Source organism: Nocardia sp. NPDC051321 (genome assembly GCF_044455225.1).
Lineage (GTDB): Bacteria > Actinomycetota > Actinomycetes > Mycobacteriales > Mycobacteriaceae > Nocardia.
The window spans coordinates 24477-39408 of record NZ_JBITEM010000007.1 but is presented as its reverse complement, the minus strand read 5'-3'; the positions used below and the strand labels follow the sequence as shown (position 1 = coordinate 39408).

Annotated in this window: 12 protein-coding genes; 6 read left to right on the top strand and 6 right to left on the bottom strand. The window is 67.8% G+C overall.

Going from position 1 to position 14932, the window contains the following annotated elements; genetic code table 11:
* Positions 1–9 precede the first annotated feature (9 nt).
* The 3 genes from ACIA8C_RS17660 (at position 10) to ACIA8C_RS17650 (ending at position 7778) form a co-directional block, all read left to right on the top strand.
* Positions 10–5748, top strand: coding sequence for a TIR domain-containing protein (locus ACIA8C_RS17660; protein WP_397135789.1), 5739 nt, complete (start codon positions 10–12; stop codon positions 5746–5748).
* An 85-nt stretch (positions 5749–5833) separates the two neighbouring features.
* Positions 5834–6394, top strand: coding sequence for a DUF4334 domain-containing protein (locus ACIA8C_RS17655; protein ID WP_397135787.1), 561 nt, complete (start codon positions 5834–5836; stop codon positions 6392–6394).
* A gap of 151 nt (positions 6395–6545) precedes the next feature.
* Positions 6546–7778 (top strand): FAD-dependent oxidoreductase, encoded by a 1233-nt coding sequence (locus ACIA8C_RS17650; RefSeq protein ID WP_397135785.1) that lies wholly within the window; start codon positions 6546–6548, stop codon positions 7776–7778.
* Between the two features lie 84 nt (positions 7779–7862).
* On the opposite strand, the gene ACIA8C_RS17645 is transcribed toward ACIA8C_RS17650, so the two are convergent.
* Entirely contained in the window at positions 7863–8843 is a 981-nt protein-coding gene (locus ACIA8C_RS17645) for a zinc-binding alcohol dehydrogenase family protein (RefSeq protein ID WP_397135783.1), read from the bottom strand.
* 84 nt (positions 8844–8927) lie between these two features.
* On the opposite strand from ACIA8C_RS17645, the gene ACIA8C_RS17640 reads away from it, so the two are divergent.
* A complete protein-coding gene (locus ACIA8C_RS17640) occupies positions 8928–9503 on the top strand; it encodes a TetR/AcrR family transcriptional regulator (protein ID WP_397135781.1) in 576 nt (191 codons plus the stop codon).
* Positions 9504–9517: 14 nt separating this feature from the next.
* Here ACIA8C_RS17640 and ACIA8C_RS17635 read toward each other — a convergent pair whose 3' ends face one another.
* The 5 genes from ACIA8C_RS17635 to ACIA8C_RS17615 form a co-directional block, all read right to left on the bottom strand.
* Positions 9518–10327: a lysostaphin resistance A-like protein gene (locus ACIA8C_RS17635; protein WP_397135779.1), complete on the bottom strand. Its 810-nt coding sequence runs from the start codon at positions 10325–10327 to the stop codon at positions 9518–9520.
* An 83-nt stretch (positions 10328–10410) separates the two neighbouring features.
* Positions 10411–11124, bottom strand: coding sequence for an HD domain-containing protein (locus tag ACIA8C_RS17630; RefSeq protein ID WP_397135777.1), 714 nt, complete (start codon positions 11122–11124; stop codon positions 10411–10413).
* 231 nt (positions 11125–11355) lie between these two features.
* Positions 11356–11805: an SgcJ/EcaC family oxidoreductase gene (locus ACIA8C_RS17625; protein ID WP_397135775.1), complete on the bottom strand. Its 450-nt coding sequence runs from the start codon at positions 11803–11805 to the stop codon at positions 11356–11358.
* Between the two features lie 73 nt (positions 11806–11878).
* Positions 11879–12505, bottom strand: a complete 627-nt coding sequence (locus tag ACIA8C_RS17620) for an alpha-ketoglutarate-dependent dioxygenase AlkB (protein WP_397135773.1) — start codon at positions 12503–12505, stop codon at positions 11879–11881.
* 56 nt (positions 12506–12561) lie between these two features.
* Positions 12562–13116, bottom strand: a complete 555-nt coding sequence (locus ACIA8C_RS17615; RefSeq protein ID WP_397135771.1) for a TetR/AcrR family transcriptional regulator — start codon at positions 13114–13116, stop codon at positions 12562–12564.
* Positions 13117–13210: 94 nt separating this feature from the next.
* On the opposite strand from ACIA8C_RS17615, the gene ACIA8C_RS17610 reads away from it, so the two are divergent.
* Positions 13211–14065 (top strand): SAM-dependent methyltransferase, encoded by an 855-nt coding sequence (locus tag ACIA8C_RS17610; protein WP_397135769.1) that lies wholly within the window; start codon positions 13211–13213, stop codon positions 14063–14065.
* 157 nt (positions 14066–14222) lie between these two features.
* The gene (pyrR, locus tag ACIA8C_RS17605) at positions 14223–14855 is read left to right on the top strand and encodes a bifunctional pyr operon transcriptional regulator/uracil phosphoribosyltransferase PyrR (RefSeq protein ID WP_364731667.1); all 633 of its coding nucleotides are present in this window, start codon (positions 14223–14225) and stop codon (positions 14853–14855) included.
* The last annotated feature ends 77 nt before the right edge of the window (positions 14856–14932 follow it).

Below are 14932 nucleotides of genomic sequence, written 5' to 3'. Positions count from 1 at the left end.
ACTGGGGGCGTGACACAGCAGGGCGGGCGGGCGCGGGACTTTTTCATCAGCTATTCCCCGGCGGATGAGCGGTGGGCCACCTGGCTTGCCTGGCAACTGGAGAGTTCCGGTTATCGCACGCTGATCCAGGCCTGGGACTTCGTGCCCGGCACCAACTTCATCGACTTCATGGATCGCGGCGTGCGTGATTCGGCCGTGGTGCTCGCGGTGCTCTCCGACAACTACCTCGAATCGCGTTACGGGACAATGGAATGGCAGGCCGCGTTCCGCACCGACCCCGGCAAGCTGCTGCCGATCCGCGTCGCCGACTGCGCGCTGGAGGGCCTGCTCGCCACCCTGACCTACATCGACCTGGTGGACGTGCCGACCGACGAGCAGGCGCGGCGCATCCTGCTGGAGCGGGTGCGCCACCTCCTCGCGGGTCGCGGAAAACCGCAGCACGAACCGCGGTTCCCGAACGAACTCGGCACCGCCGCGCTACCGGACCGCTACGCCGACGACGACGCGGGCCCGGTCGAATCTCCGCTGAACCGGCGCACTCCCGTTGCGGCCCCGGCCTTTCCCGGCGGCGTGCACCGCGACGAGCACCGCTCCGGCGTCAGCGTGCTGCACGTGGCCGGTCCCCGCTTCGGCCGTGGCCTGTACGCGCAGGACGAGCCGAGCACCGCGCGTGAACTGCAGTCCCGCATCTACGCGAACGTCACCCAGCTGGTCGATCAGGGCGTGCCGAAACCCGACATAATCGTGGTGACCGGTGATCTCACCGAATCCGGCCGCCCGCGCGAGGTGGACGAGGCGCTGATTTTCCTGACCGGGTTGCGCGTGCTGCTCGGACTCGAACCGGACCGGCTGATCGTGGTGCCGGGCAACCATGACGTCTCCAAGGTCGCGTGTCACGCCTACTTCCTGAATTGCGAAGCGCGCGACCGTAAGCCGCAGCCGCCGTACTTCCCGAAGCTCGAGCAGTACGCGCGGCTGTTCGCCGAGCTGTATCAGGGCCTTGACCATCTCGTGTTCGACGTCGGCCAGCCGTGGACGCTGTTCCCGATTCCCGAATTGCGGGTGGTGGTCGCGGGTTTGAACTCGACCATGGCCGCGACGCACCTGCCCGACGACGACTACGGCCGGATCGGCGAACCTCAGGCCGCCTGGTTCGCCGAGCGCCTGCGGGCGTTCGAGGAGAACGGCTGGTTGCGACTGGGCGTGGTCCGGCACGACCCGCTGCCCGGCCCGGCCGCCTCGCCGCGCGATCCGGCCCTGCTGCGCGACGCGGACACGCTGTCCCGGCTGCTCGGCGGACGGCTGAACCTGCTGCTGCACGGCCCGGGTCCCGGTGGGCCGCACCTGGATCGGCTGGACGGCAGGTTGCCCGTCATCCCCGCCGGGGCGGCGGGCCGCGACGAGATCATCCACCTGACCGCCGACGGCCTCGCCCGATACTCGGCTACCGCGGCACATCCCGCGGATCCCACCGCGCGCCTGGCCTCGCCATGGACGAATGCCGTTGCGGCACTAGCCGCCAACACGATGCCGGAACTCACGGGGCCCGACGAGCCTGCCACCGACGCCCCCGCCATCGTCGACCCGCACGGGCGCCTGCTGCAGCGGGTGGCCGAGGTGTGCGAAACCCGCTACCCGGATGCCAGGATTCGCCGCGTCGAGACCGATCCGCCGCATCTGTTCATCACCCATCAGCGCGACGACGTCACCGCGCAGTGGCGCGTCGGCGTGCACGTCGGCGACATGACCAGGCAGGTGGTCGAGGAATTCCTCGGCAACGACCCGGAATACGGTTCCGAACTCGTCTATCGCGGTGCGCCGCCGCCGCGTTCGCTGCGCGACGAGGCCGCCAGTCACGGCCTGCGGGTGCGCAGCTTCACCGAATTCCAGGGACTGCTCGATCTGGACGACTACCTCGCCCAGCAGGTCGAGCGGCTGCGTACCGACCGCAGATACCCGCCCGATCTCTATGTGCCGCAACGTTTCCGGATGCTCGAACACGGTGAGCAACTGGTCAACGACGATCTCGTCGCCGAGCTGCTGCGCCTGGTCGCGGCGGATCACGGCCGGTTCGTCCTGGTGCTCGGCGATTTCGGGCGCGGCAAGACCTTCGCGCTGCACGAATTGGCCCGCCGCATCACCGAAACCAGGCCCGTGCTGATCCCGATCCTGATCGACCTGCACACGCTGGACAAGACCCATTCGGTGGATGCCCTGGTGGCCGCGCACCTGGCCAATCACGGCGAGGACCGGATCGACCTGAAAGCATTGCGCTACATGCTTCGTGAGGGCCGCGTGGTGCTGCTGTTCGACGGCTTCGACGAGCTCGTCACCCGGATCAGCTACGAGTTCGCCGCCGACCATCTGGAAACCCTGCTGCAGGCCGCCGTCGGCAAGGCGAAGATCATTGTGGCAAGCCGCACTCAGCATTTCGAGTCGCGCGCGCAGGTGCTGACCGCGCTCGGGGAGCGGGTCGGGCTGCTCCAGGACAGGCAGATCCTCAATATCGAGGACTTCGCGCCCGCGCAGGTACACGCCTTCCTCACCAATCGCTACGGCGGCGACGTGCGGCGCGCGGACGCCAGGCTGCGGCTGATCACCGGCATCGAGGACCTGCTCGGGCTGGCCCAGAATCCGCGCATGCTCAGCTTTATCGCCGATCTGGACGAGCGGCGGCTGCGGGCCGCGGCGGGCGCGCAGCAGGCCGTCGGCGCGGCCGGACTGTATCGGGAGATCCTCGAATCCTGGCTGTCCTATGAGACGGGTCGCACCGCGGCGACCGCGGGCTCGCTGCCCGGCCTCGGCCTGCACGAATTGTGGCTCGCGGTCACCGAATTCGCGTTGCGTATCTGGGAGACCGGCGAGCCGTATCTGCGACTGGCCGAATTGACCGAGGTGGCACAGGGTCTCGTGGAGATGACCGGTGCCAACCGGATGTCGGTGCAGCAGTCCGCGCATGCCATCGGTTCCGGCAGTCTGCTGGTGCGGACCGAGGACAATCTGTTCGGGTTCATCCATTCGTCGGTGACCGAATGGCTTGTCGCGAACCATATCGCGGAACAGTTCGCCGCTGGTGCGGCCGCGCCACCGCAGCTCGCGCATGGCCAGTTGTCGCAGTTGTCCATCGACTTCCTCTGCGATCTCGCCGATGTCCGGGTCGCGCGTGCCTGGGCCGACGGCGTGCTGGACGACCCGGTCGCCGATGAGGTGTCCCGTACCAACGCGATTCGGCTGACCACCCGTCTGCGGACCGCGCCGACCGCCGACCTGCGCGGCGCGATCCTGGTTGGCGAGGACCTTTCTTATCGCGACATGCAGCAGGTCGACCTGACCGGCGCGGACTTGACCGGTGCCCGCCTCGTCGGGGTGAACCTGGACCGGGCGATACTGCGCGGCGCGCGCCTGGTCGGGGCTCGACTGGACGAGGCGAGCCTGGTCGGCGCGGACCTGACCGACGCCGATTTCACCAGGGCGCGGCTGGCCCGTGCGGACCTGACCGGTTCGCGTGGGACCGGCAGTCGCTGGAACCGCGCGGCGCTGCTCGACGTCATCGGCACCCCGGCGGGCACCGACCTGCGCGGCGCGGCGTTGGTGCCGGGCGCGGTGGCCAGGACCGAATTCGCCCCTGCCGCAATCGGAGTCAGGCACGGGTTTCACGCAAGGCACGGCAGGTTGCCGCAGCCGCTTGCCTACAGCCCGGACGGCGGCACCCTGGCCATCGGCAGCGACGACGGCGGCGTGCTGATCTGCGACAGCGAGACCGGGCGGCCACTGCGCACCCTGCAGGGACATCGCAACCGCTCGTTCGCGGTCGCCTACACCGACACCGTGCTGATCAGCGGTTCCAGCGACGGCACCGTCGGCATCTGGGACGTGGCGACCGGTGAGCTGCGCCGAATCCTGCACGGGCACAGCCAATGGCCGTGGCCAGTCATGCTGAACCGCACGGGTGATCTGCTGGCCACCGGTGACGCCGAGGGGATGCTGCGGCTGTGGTCACTGCCGGGCGGCGATCTGCGGCACGAGTGCGCGCCCGCGGACGGCAGCCGGGAACTGATCTTCAGCTTGGCTTTTCACGACGGCGTGGTCGCCGCCGCGTATCGCGACGGCAAGGTTCGGTTGTGGGATGTCGAAACCGGTCGCGAGCGTGGCGAATTCGTCGGCGCGACGGGCGCGGTGTTCCGGATCGCCTTCAATCCGGCCGGTGACCTGCTCGCGGTCGGCGATGTCCGCGGCATGGTGGCGCTGTGGGATCCGGTGCGCTGCGAGCTGATTCGCCAGCTGCCCGGCCACACCGGACGGGTGTACACGCTCGCCTTCCATCCGCGGCTGCCGCTGTTGGCCAGCGGCGATACCGATGGGGGACTGCGCATCTGGGATGTCGAGACCGGCGGGTCGAAGCAGGCGCCGCCCGATCACAACGCCGCCATCTACTGGGTCACCTTCGACCCGACCGGCGATCTGCTCGCCTCCGGGGACAGCGCCGGTCTGCTCTGCCTGCGCGACAGCACGACAGCCGAACTGCGGCACCGCATCACCGCACACACCGGCTCGATCTGGCCGTTCGCCTTCCGGCCCGACGGCGGGCAGCTCGCCGTCACCGACGACCAATTCGCCACGCGGCTCTGGGATCCGGTGACCGCGGTGTGCAGGCACGTGCTCACCGGGCATGGCCGGCAGGTCAGGTCGGTGACCTTCAATACCGACGGCACGCTGTTGGCGACCGGTGGCAACGACGGCCTGATAAGGCTATGGGACCCGGTGACGGGCAAGCAGATTCGGCGTCTGGCGGGTAGTGAGGACCGGCTGGTGACCTTCGAGTCGGCGCTGTTCAGCCGTAAGCAGCCGCAGCAACTCGCGGTGGTCGGCAACGACGGCAGGCTCAGCCTGCTCAACCTCGATACGGGGCAGTTCCAGCGGCACATCAATGTCGAGGCCGCGCCCGTCTGGGCGATCGCCTTCGACCCCGCCGATCACTACGTGGCCACCGCCAACGACGACGACACGGTGATCATCTGGTCGCGGACCACCGGCGCGCTGCACATGGTGTGCGCGGAGCACCACGGACGGGTGCGGTCGATCACGTTCAATGCCGAGGGCACGGTGATGGCCACTGGCTGTGACGATTCGGTGGTGCGGCTGTGGGACGTCGAATCCGGCAGACTACTGCGTGAGCTGGACGGTCACCGCGACCGGGTCTACGGGGTGGTCTTTCACGGTGACCGATTGGCCAGCGTCTCGTGGGACATGACGGTGCGCATCTGGGACGTGGACTCCGGCGCGAGCCTGCACGAGCTGACCCGGCACACCGGGCGACTGTGGGCGGCGGCGGTCGACCCGCAGCGCGGCATCCTCGCCACCGGTGGCGAGGATCTGGTGGTTCGCCTGTGGGACATGACAACTGGGCGTCATCTGCACACCATGGAGGGGCACAAGCGGCAAGTGTGGTCGCTGGCCTTCCACCCGTCCGGGCGGCTGCTGGCCAGCGGTGGCGACGACGGGAACACGATCCTGTGGACCGTGCCGGGCGGTGACCACCCGGACACGGAGTCCGCGCCGGCCATTCGCGCGGAGCTGCTCGGCCTGTCGGAAGGGTGGGCGGCTCTCGCGCCCGACGGGCGATACAAGTTCGAAGGCAATATCGCGGGCCAGTTCTGGCAGGTGATCGGCATGTCGCGGTTCGAGTCCGGCGAGCTGGATCCGTATCTGCCGGAGGTGCGGCAGCTTCCGCTGGACGCGGCCTTCTGAGGTTTGCGTCGAGCTGCATCGACGTCGGCTATGACACAGAGATAGTGTCATTGGTGCAATCGTTGCCGCAGTGAGGAGACCTGACATGGCCGAGACGAAGGGGACGGGAGCAGCCGAGCTGGCGGCGCTCCGAGCCCATCGCTGCACCGCTGAGCAGGCGTTGGCGTTGTTCGACAGCTTGCCCGCGGTGCCGTTCGCCGAGATCACCACCGGGCGCTGGACCGGCGACGAGCTCGATACCGGGCACGCGTTGGCCGGTGTGCTGGTCGCGTCGGGGTGGTACGGCAAACAGTTCGATGACGCGGACACGGTGCATCCGCTGCTGTTCGCCGTCGACGGTGTCGTATTTCCGGTCGATCCGCGCCGGGTGCCGCTCGGTCTGGCCGGGCGGCTGCCGATGTCGGGGGTGCGCACGGGCAAAAGGGTGCTTGGTTACCTTCGGTTCGCGTTCCAAACCCAGCGGCCGACAGCGCGTTTGCGGAATGTGGAGTATCGCGGTGTGGTCAGCGCCGCGATGATCTATGACCACCTGCCGATCGTCGATCACTTCCGGCGGGTCGATGAGCGCACGCTGCTCGGGGTGATGGATATGCGCGGGATGACCGAGCCGTATTTCTTCATCCTGCAGCAGGATGTGGCGTCCTGATCAACGGTACTTGACGGCCGTCGATCGTGGTCCGCCTCGGATTATGTGCCGCGACAACCCATCTCGGCCGAGATCGGCATCGCACGGAATTCACCAAGCGTAGAATTCTTGGTGCTGGCGATACCTTGCGGTGACCGAGGAGGGACAGTCGATGGAACAGACGACATGCCTGGTGGTCGGGGGCGGCCCGGCCGGGATGATCCTCGGATTGTTACTGGCCCGCGCCGGGGTCGACGTCACCGTCCTGGAGAAACACAAAGACTTCCTGCGCGACTTCCGCGGCGACACCGTGCATCCCACCACTCTGGATCTGCTCGACGAGCTCGGGCTCGGTGCGGAATTCGCGAAACTGCACGCGCGCAAACTGGATCAGGTCGCGTTGCCGACCCTCGGCGGACTCCAGACCTTGGCCTCGCTGAAGAATCTGCCGGGCAAGCACAAGTACATCGCCATGGTGCCGCAGTGGGACCTACTCGATCTACTGGCCCGCGCCGCCAGCCAGGAGCCGAGCTTCCACCTGCGGATGAATACCGAAGCGACCGAACTGGTTTGGTCGGAAGGCAAGGTCACCGGCAGCACCTATCGGACCACCGACGGCGCGGTCGGCGAGATCGTCGCCGACCTCACCGTTGCCTGCGATGGGCGGGCCTCGGTACTGCGCGCGGCGGCGGGACTGCCGTCGCGCAGTTGGCCGACGCCGATGGACGTATGGTGGTTCCGCTTGCCGCGCACCGACATCGACCCCGCGGGCGCCATCCCCATCGTCACCGCTCACCGCGCCGCGGTAATGCTCGACCGCGGCGATTACTGGCAGTGCGCCACCCTCATCGCCAAGGGCACCGATGAGGCGGCGCGGCGCGGGCCGGTCGAGGAAATCATGCGCACCATGTCCGACTCGGTGCCTTGGCTCAAAGACCGCGTCGACGCCCTCACCAGCTGGGACGAGGTGAAACTCCTCGACGTTCAACTCGACCGCCTGACCACGTGGTACACCGACGGCCTGCTCTGCATCGGCGACGCCGCGCATGCCATGTCCCCGGTGGCCGGGGTCGGTATCAACCTCGCCGTCCAGGATGCCGTCGCCGCGGCGAGAATCCTGGCCGCGCCGCTGATCGCGGGCACCGTCAGCACCCGCGACCTGGCTCGTGTCCAGCGCCGCCGATCCTTGCCGACCGCGGTAACCCAAGGCATACAACGCTTTCTGCATGCCCGCGCGATCCAACCCGCCCTCGCTGGCAGCGTCGACCTCGCCGGTTCTTCCCGAGCGCCACGGCCGATCCGAATCCTCCGCCGCATCCCCGTAATCCGCAGCATCCCACCGTTCCTGGTCGCCCGCGGCATCCGTCCTGAACACGCCCCAGCCTTCGCCCGCCGCCCCGCCTGAACCGCCGCGTGCCCAGCTATCCTCCGGCGCAAGCGATTCCGTGCGCTTGATGAGAACGTTTGCGCGGCAGGGTGTCTGGCCCGGTTATGAGTCGTGGGTGGGTTGGAGGATGTACTTGCCCAGTGGGGCGCGGTCTTCGATGAGTTGGTGGGCGCGGGCGGCCTGGTCCAGCGGGAGGACTGCTTCGATCAGTGGGTTCAGGGTGCCGGTGGCGGCGCGGTGCAGGGTTGCGGTGCGGGCGTCGGCTACTCGGGACAGCCAGTCGGGGCCCGCGCAGCCGGTGAGGGTCAGGCCGCGGGTGATCAGGTCGGTGGCGGTGAGTTGGGCGGGGGCGCCGGAAAGCCAGCCGTAGCTGAGCATTCGGCCGCGCAGGGGTGTCATGGTGTCGAGGAGGTCCAGGGCGGTGCTGCCGCCAATCGAATCGAAGACTACGTCCAGTGTTGCGCCGCTGAGGGTTTCGCGTAGGCGGGCGGGCCATTCGGGGTCGTTGTGGTCGATTACGTCGTCGGCGCCGAGCTTGCGTGCCTGTTCGGCTTTCGCGGGGCCGCCCGCTGTGGCGATGACGCGGGCCGCGCCGTACTCCTTGGTGAGTTGGGTGAGGTAGCTGCCGATACCTGTTGCGGCGGCCTCGATCAGCACTGTTTCGGTGCCGGTGAGTGCGGCCGTTTCCAGCAGGGGAAGTGCCACCGAACCGCTCATCAGTACCGCGGCGGCGTCGACCGAGGACAGGCCGTCCGGGATCAGGGTTACGGAATCGGCTGGTGCGCTGACGAATTCGGCGTAGGAGCCGAGACCCATGGTGGCGATGGCCACTCGGCGGCCGATCAGGGCCGGATCAGCGTCCGTGCCCACCTCGGTCACCACGCCCGCGGCCTGGAAACCGAAGACCAGCGGCGGCTCGACACCGAGCGGAAACTCGCCGGAGCGCAGCTTGGTCTCCGGGAACAGGACCGGGATCGCCTCGGCGCGGATGACGACGTCACCGCGTCCGGCCTGCGGCGCCGGGACCTCCTGGAGGACCAGTACCTCGGGCCCGCCGGTGCTCGTCATTACGATTGCCTTCATCATGAACTCCATAAGTTGACTGTCGGTCCAGTTGTTCCACAACGATATGGACCGGCGGTCAAGTTGTCAACGAAAGCGAGTGCGATGACCGACGGGCGTCCGAAGGAACGGGCCGATGCCGCGCGTAACCGGCGCGCGATTCTCGACGCGACCACCGCGCTGCTTGCCGAACACGGAGCCGAGGCGATCACCATGGACCGGGTCGCCGTCGCGGCAGGCGTGGGGAAGGGCACCATCTTTCATCGCTTCGGCAATCGCGCCGGGCTGCTGCACGAGATGGTCGAGGAGAGCGCGCTCACGCTGATGGACGCGATCACCAACGGGCCACCGCCGCTGGGGCCCGGCGCGCCGGCCGATGCGCGGCTGCTCGCCTATTTCGACGCGATGACGCGCTTGGTGATCGATAACTCCGAGCTCATGGTCGCCTACCGCACGGTGCCACCGCATCCGCGCACGGGGGAGTTCCACGCGTTCTGGGACAACCACATCACCGCACTGCTGCGCGAGGCGCGGCCCGATCTGGACGCCGAAGCGGTCGGCAGGCTGCTGCTCGGCGCGATCGGCGGCGAATTGGTGCAGGTGATGGTCCGTTCCGGCGAGACCGACCGGCTGCTCGCCGCTGTTCGCGAATTGATCGAGTCGGTGGTGCGCACACCATGAAATACCTTGTGCCATCACCACATTGCGGCAAGCATCGGGATGGGCAGGTTGATGATGCCGTGAACCAGGAAGAGCAGCCAGGGATTTCGGTACCGAGACCACAGGTAGCCGAGGAAGACTCCGTAGCCGCCTAGATGGATGAGGGTGGTGGCGAGGTCGACGCCGAAACCGTTGCCGCCGTGGATCGCAACGTGCCAGGCCGCGTACAGCAGCGAGCTCAGCAAAATCGCGGGCCAGCGGCCGTAGCTCGCCTCCAGTCGGGTCTGTAGCCAGACTCGGTAGAAGGTTTCCTCCAGCACGGCATTCAGCAAGAACACCGATAGTACGACGACCGGATCCGGTCGGGCGCCGGTGTAGTCATGGCCGAACAGCGTGAACAGGGCCAGGAAGGTGAGCACCGCGGGCGCGGGTCGAAGCCATCGGCCGCTGGTGCCGTTTCGATACCCTTCGCGCCAGGACGTCAGCCGGAAGAGTAGCGGAATGACAAGCAGCAGCGGCAGTTTCAGACCGAGGAACCACGCGTCGCCGCCGGGGGAGAGGTAGTAGCCGACCGCGAAGGCCAGGCCGAGCGCGAAAAGCCACCAGGCCTGACGCGTGGTGCGCGGATCCTTTGGCAACAAGTCGTCGTGGTGTTTCGGCGGCACCAGCCGGGCGACGGCGAGTCCACCGAACACCGTCAGGCAGATCACCCACAGCGGCAGCGTGTCGTCGGAGTCGGCGGAGTAGCGCAGCGCGGTGTGGCCGGTCCAGAGCAGCGTCACCCCCGCTGCGGCGAACACCAGAAGTCCCGCTGCCAGCAGGAAGTCGCCGGTCCTTGATCGCATGCGCATCACGATGTCAGCAGCGGCGGCGCGTTCGGCCCCGGCGGGCCGGATATCGGCCGGATGTCATCCGAAAGGACGACGGCTCAATCGCCGGCGAGGATGGCCGCGAATCGTTGGTCCGCGCTGTCGAGTTGGTCGAGGATGTGCTGTTTGACGTCGTCGGCCAAGGGGGTGTCGGGGCGGGTGACGAGGTCGCGGTAGATCGCGGTGAGCGGGCGGTATTTGGTGGCGAGGCGATGCATGGCCGGGCCGGTCGCGTACAGGATGCCGACGCCGTTGTCGGTGAAGTCGGACAGCTTGATGATCCTGGCCCACGGGTCCCGGTCGAGGTTGGCGGCGACGTGCTCGCGGTATTGCAGGTGCCGGTCGATCGAGGGGTCGGGTTCGGGATTGGTGACCGCCGCGACAAGCCCGGCCACGCGCTCGCCGAACCGCTCGGCGAGTTCGGCGAGCGCGGCCTCGGTGGGCGGACCCGATCGGTCGCCCGCCAGTTCCGCAGGGTGATCCTCGACGGAGTCGTGCAGCAGGCCAGCGACGACCAGCTCGCCGTCCGCGACCTTGTAGTGGCTGATGATCCGAACCGCCACGCGCAGTAGATGATTGAGATACGGTTCGCGGCCGTAGCGATCGTCGCGATGCAATTGCGTGGCCAGCTCGAGTGCCTCGGTGACCCGCCCCGCGTCCGGCAGCTCCGCGATTTCCAGCAGTAATCGTTCGCGCAGACCGGCCTCGCCGTAGACCTCGCTGATCGTATGCAGCGGCATCACGGCCAGGACTCCCGCCCCAGGATTGCTCATGCTGTCAATCTAACGGCGTCGCGCGCCCCACGTCGCGCGGAAATTCCGTCGCCGCCTGCCGCTCGCCAAGAACGCGTCCGCTACCCAAAATCCGCACTCTTACTCGGGATCCGCCCGACTCTAAGGCCTATTTCGAGTGCGGATCCCGAGTTTGAGTGCGGATTTCGACGGTCCAACGTCCCAGCGCCGCACCCCTCGGAGATGTTGCGGCGCTGGGGGTTGGACGTGCGGTCATTCGGTCTTGGGGATCAAGGTGTTCTGCCTGGCCGCTGTCCACCAGCGGCCGTGTTCCTTGACCAGGACATAGAGCGCGATCATCGCGTGATCGATGTCGATGAGTTCGCCGTCAGCGGTGGTGGCTCGCGCGACCTTGTGGGCGAACGCGACGTCGGGGCGCAGGAAGGTGATGTCGGTGACCTCGTAGCGGACGTACTCGTCCTTCAGGAAGCCGGACAGCCCGCGCCGGTTCGCTTCGAGGAGCGCGTCGCGTCCGGTCATCAGTGCGCCTACCGCGTTGACGACGGCGGCGTTCGCGGTGAAGTCGGCGGTCATCAGTTCGGGGTCGTTGGTGTTGTACGCGGTTTCGACGTTGCCGATGATCTGCTTGATGGCCGCGATATCGGCGGCGTGGTCGACGGTCGTATCGCCTGCCACCGGCGGCTGAGAAGTCTTGGTACTCATGGCATTAAGCATTGAACCTGAACATCGCTTTAGGTCAAGCGTGGCCGCTATCGCCTCGCGCATCGTCCGGCGCTCAGCGAACTCCGCGCGGGCGGAACTGGATGCTGATCCGCGGCCCGGTCCGCTTTCGGGTCTTGGGCACCGCGTGCTCCCAGGTGCGCTGGCATGAGCCGCCCATCACCAGTAGATCGCCGTGGCCCACCTGAAATCGAAGGCTCTCGCCGCCGCCGCGCGGACGCAGCAGTAATGCGCGTGGTGCGCCGATGGACACGATCGCCACCATGGTGTCCTGGGTCGCGCCGCGGCCGAAATTGTCGCCGTGCCAGGCGACGCTGTCTTGTCCGTCGCGGTAGTAGCACAGGCCTGCGGTGCGGAACGACTCACCGAGTTCGCGGCGGTAGTGCTCGGTCAAGGCCTCCCGCGCGTCGGCCAGTACCGGATCGGGCAGCGGCTCGTGCTCTTCATAGAACTTCAGCAGCCGGGGCACGTCCACCATGCGGTCGTACATCGGACGTCGCTCGGCTTTCCACGGCACATCGCCGACCAGCCGATCGAACAGCGCGTCGGCGCCCGACAGCCAGCCGGGCAGCACATCCACCCAGGCCCCGTGCTCGAGGACCGTGCGGCGCGCGGCACGAAGCGACCCGAATTCGGTATCACCGAACCCGTCGAGCAGTGATCCCTGCAGCGGTGTCGACATGCCAGCGAATCTACCCGCAATCGAACGTATGTGCTAGCGACAATCGGACGTGACGGTCAATTCCTGGCGAGGATGTCGCGCGCGATGTCGACCGACGCCGCGTAGCACTCGTCGTCGGTCAGCGGCAGATCGCCCATCATGGCCGTGCTCCAGCTGATGGCCAGCAGCGCCTGCCTGGCATGAAAAACCGCGCGCGGCGCGTGGTTCGGCTCGGTCATCAGGTCGGCCAGCACCCGGAACTGATAACGCAGGCTCACGCCGAAGCCGAGTTCCCGGAAGGCGGGCTGGTTTTCGGCCATGAAGCGCACCATGTCGCGGCCGATGCCGTGCAGTAATGCGCCGTAGCGGTCGAGAATCTCTTGCGCGCGTTCGGGTCCCGTCGGTGCGGTCTCGGCCCATGTGACGATGTCGTCGATGCCGCGCCGCAGGTCGTCGGACAGGCTCGCGACGATGTCCTCTTTGGTGCGGAAGTGGTAATACAGCGCGGCTTTGGTCACCTCGAGGCGCTCGGCGATCTCCCGCAGCGACGTCTTCTCATAACCGCGCTCGGAGAACAACTCCATCGCCACCGCGCGGATTCGTTCGCGCATGTCGCTGCGACGGCGATCCATGGCTCTCCTTTTGCTTGACGACCGGCTAGTTGGAGCCTAGCGTGACGGCTGCGGCGAGATACCTAGCCGGTCGACAAGTTAATTTGGAGGGATCATGACTGAGCCGGAGGCACCGACGGCGGGTGTGGCGATGACGGCCATCGGGGTGGCGGTGATTCGGGCGCGGGAATCGATCAGGTCGGATCGGCTGTACGACGATCCGCTGGCGCGACATTTCGCCGACGCTGCGCGGCGCAGCTTCGGGGCGACGCCGGAAGGGGAGCAGCGCTGGGCGCGGCTGGAAGCGCTGGCCGACACGTTCTTCGAGGGGCGCAGCGTCGGCGTCCGGCTGGTCGACGATCGGATGGTGGCGGCGGTGGCGGCCGGTTGCCGTCAGATCGTCATCCTCGGCGCGGGGTTGGATACCCGAGCGTTCCGGTTGACGCTGCCCGCGGACGTTCGGTTCTTCGAGATCGATCTGCCGGAACTGTTCGCGTTCAAGGAGCCGGTGCTGGCTGCCGCGGGTGTCGCACCGAAGCACGACCGCAGAGTCATCGCCGGCGATCTCCGCCGGAACTGGACGGAGCCGCTGCGCGCCAACGGCTTTCGTGCCGACGTGCCGACCTACTGGGTCGATGAAGGATCGCTCGGATATCTGAGCCGCGGCGACGCACTGCGGGTCGCCGAAAGCCTCACCGAACTCTCCGCTCCCGGAAGCCAATTCGGGGCGGGCCGGTTTCACGTCGACCGGAATCTGCCGCATTACACCGAACTCGGACGGCTGGTCGGTGGCGAGCACCACGGCGAAGGTCGTGACCTGAGCGGACTCGGGCCGGACGCCGAGAGCTGGCTCACCGCCCGCGGCTGGCGCACCAGCTTCCGGAGTTGGGACGACCTAGTCGCCGCACTGGGCCGCCCCGCGGCAATCGGCGACCCCGAGGTCGGCCTGGTGCTCGCGGTTCGCGAGTAACCGGAACGCCCGCTCTTGTGGCCGGGCCCACTCCCTTCCCGTGGCTCGGCTCACACCGCACCGCACCTGGTGAAAGCCCGCCTCCGGCCGCTGTTACGCTGCTTGCCATAAGACATCCTTTAACGGACCGTCCGGTGAGGCGGGGAAGGAGGTCGGCATGGCCGTGCCCGAACGGGCCGCCAAGTCCGGCGCTGCCGAAACATCGCAGCGACACACCCCCGAGGGGGTGGAGGCGGGGCGGGAGCTGTTGTCGGCTTCCGATGTCAGTCGGACCATCGCGCGCATCGCGCATCAGATCATCGAAAAGACCGCGCTGGACGCGGGCGAGCAGGGCGCACCGCGCGTCGTGCTCATCGGCATTCCCACCCGAGGCACCTCCCTGGCGGCCCGGCTCACGGACAAGATCGAGGAATTCTCCGGCGTCCGCCCGGCCCTCGGCTCGCTCGACATCACCCTCTACCGCGACGATCTGCGCACCCGGCCGCACCGGCCGCTCGAGCGCACCTCGGTCCCCGAGGGCGGCATCGAAGACGCGCTGGTCGTGCTGATCGACGACGTCCTCTTCTCCGGCCGCACCGTCCGCTCCGCACTCGACGGGCTGCGCGACCTCGGCCGCCCCCGCGCCGTGCAGCTCGCGGTGCTCATCGACCGCGGTCACCGCGAACTCCCGATCCGGGCCGACTACGTGGGCAAGAACGTGCCGACCTCGCGCTCCGAAGACATCTCGGTCCTACTCACCGAACACGACGGCCGCGACGGCGTTTACCTGCGTCAGGAGGCTGAAGCGTGAGTGAGCGCAGCGAGCGAACCGATAACACAGCGGCCTGGTGCCGAACGACGGAGCCGAGCGTCAGCGAGGTGGAGTCG

Coding starts and splice junctions, on each gene's coding strand:
- ACIA8C_RS17655 (WP_397135787.1), top strand. CDS start 5,834: ATGGCCGAGACGAAGGGGACGGGAGCAGCCGAGCTGGCGGCGCTCCGA.
- ACIA8C_RS17650 (WP_397135785.1), top strand. CDS start 6,546: ATGGAACAGACGACATGCCTGGTGGTCGGGGGCGGCCCGGCCGGGATG.
- ACIA8C_RS17645 (WP_397135783.1), bottom strand. CDS start 8,843: ATGAAGGCAATCGTAATGACGAGCACCGGCGGGCCCGAGGTACTGGTC.
- ACIA8C_RS17640 (WP_397135781.1), top strand. CDS start 8,928: ATGACCGACGGGCGTCCGAAGGAACGGGCCGATGCCGCGCGTAACCGG.
- ACIA8C_RS17635 (WP_397135779.1), bottom strand. CDS start 10,327: ATGCGATCAAGGACCGGCGACTTCCTGCTGGCAGCGGGACTTCTGGTG.
- ACIA8C_RS17630 (WP_397135777.1), bottom strand. CDS start 11,124: ATGAGCAATCCTGGGGCGGGAGTCCTGGCCGTGATGCCGCTGCATACG.
- ACIA8C_RS17625 (WP_397135775.1), bottom strand. CDS start 11,805: ATGAGTACCAAGACTTCTCAGCCGCCGGTGGCAGGCGATACGACCGTC.
- ACIA8C_RS17620 (WP_397135773.1), bottom strand. CDS start 12,505: ATGTCGACACCGCTGCAGGGATCACTGCTCGACGGGTTCGGTGATACC.
- ACIA8C_RS17615 (WP_397135771.1), bottom strand. CDS start 13,116: ATGGATCGCCGTCGCAGCGACATGCGCGAACGAATCCGCGCGGTGGCG.
- ACIA8C_RS17610 (WP_397135769.1), top strand. CDS start 13,211: ATGACTGAGCCGGAGGCACCGACGGCGGGTGTGGCGATGACGGCCATC.
- pyrR (WP_364731667.1), top strand. CDS start 14,223: ATGGCCGTGCCCGAACGGGCCGCCAAGTCCGGCGCTGCCGAAACATCG.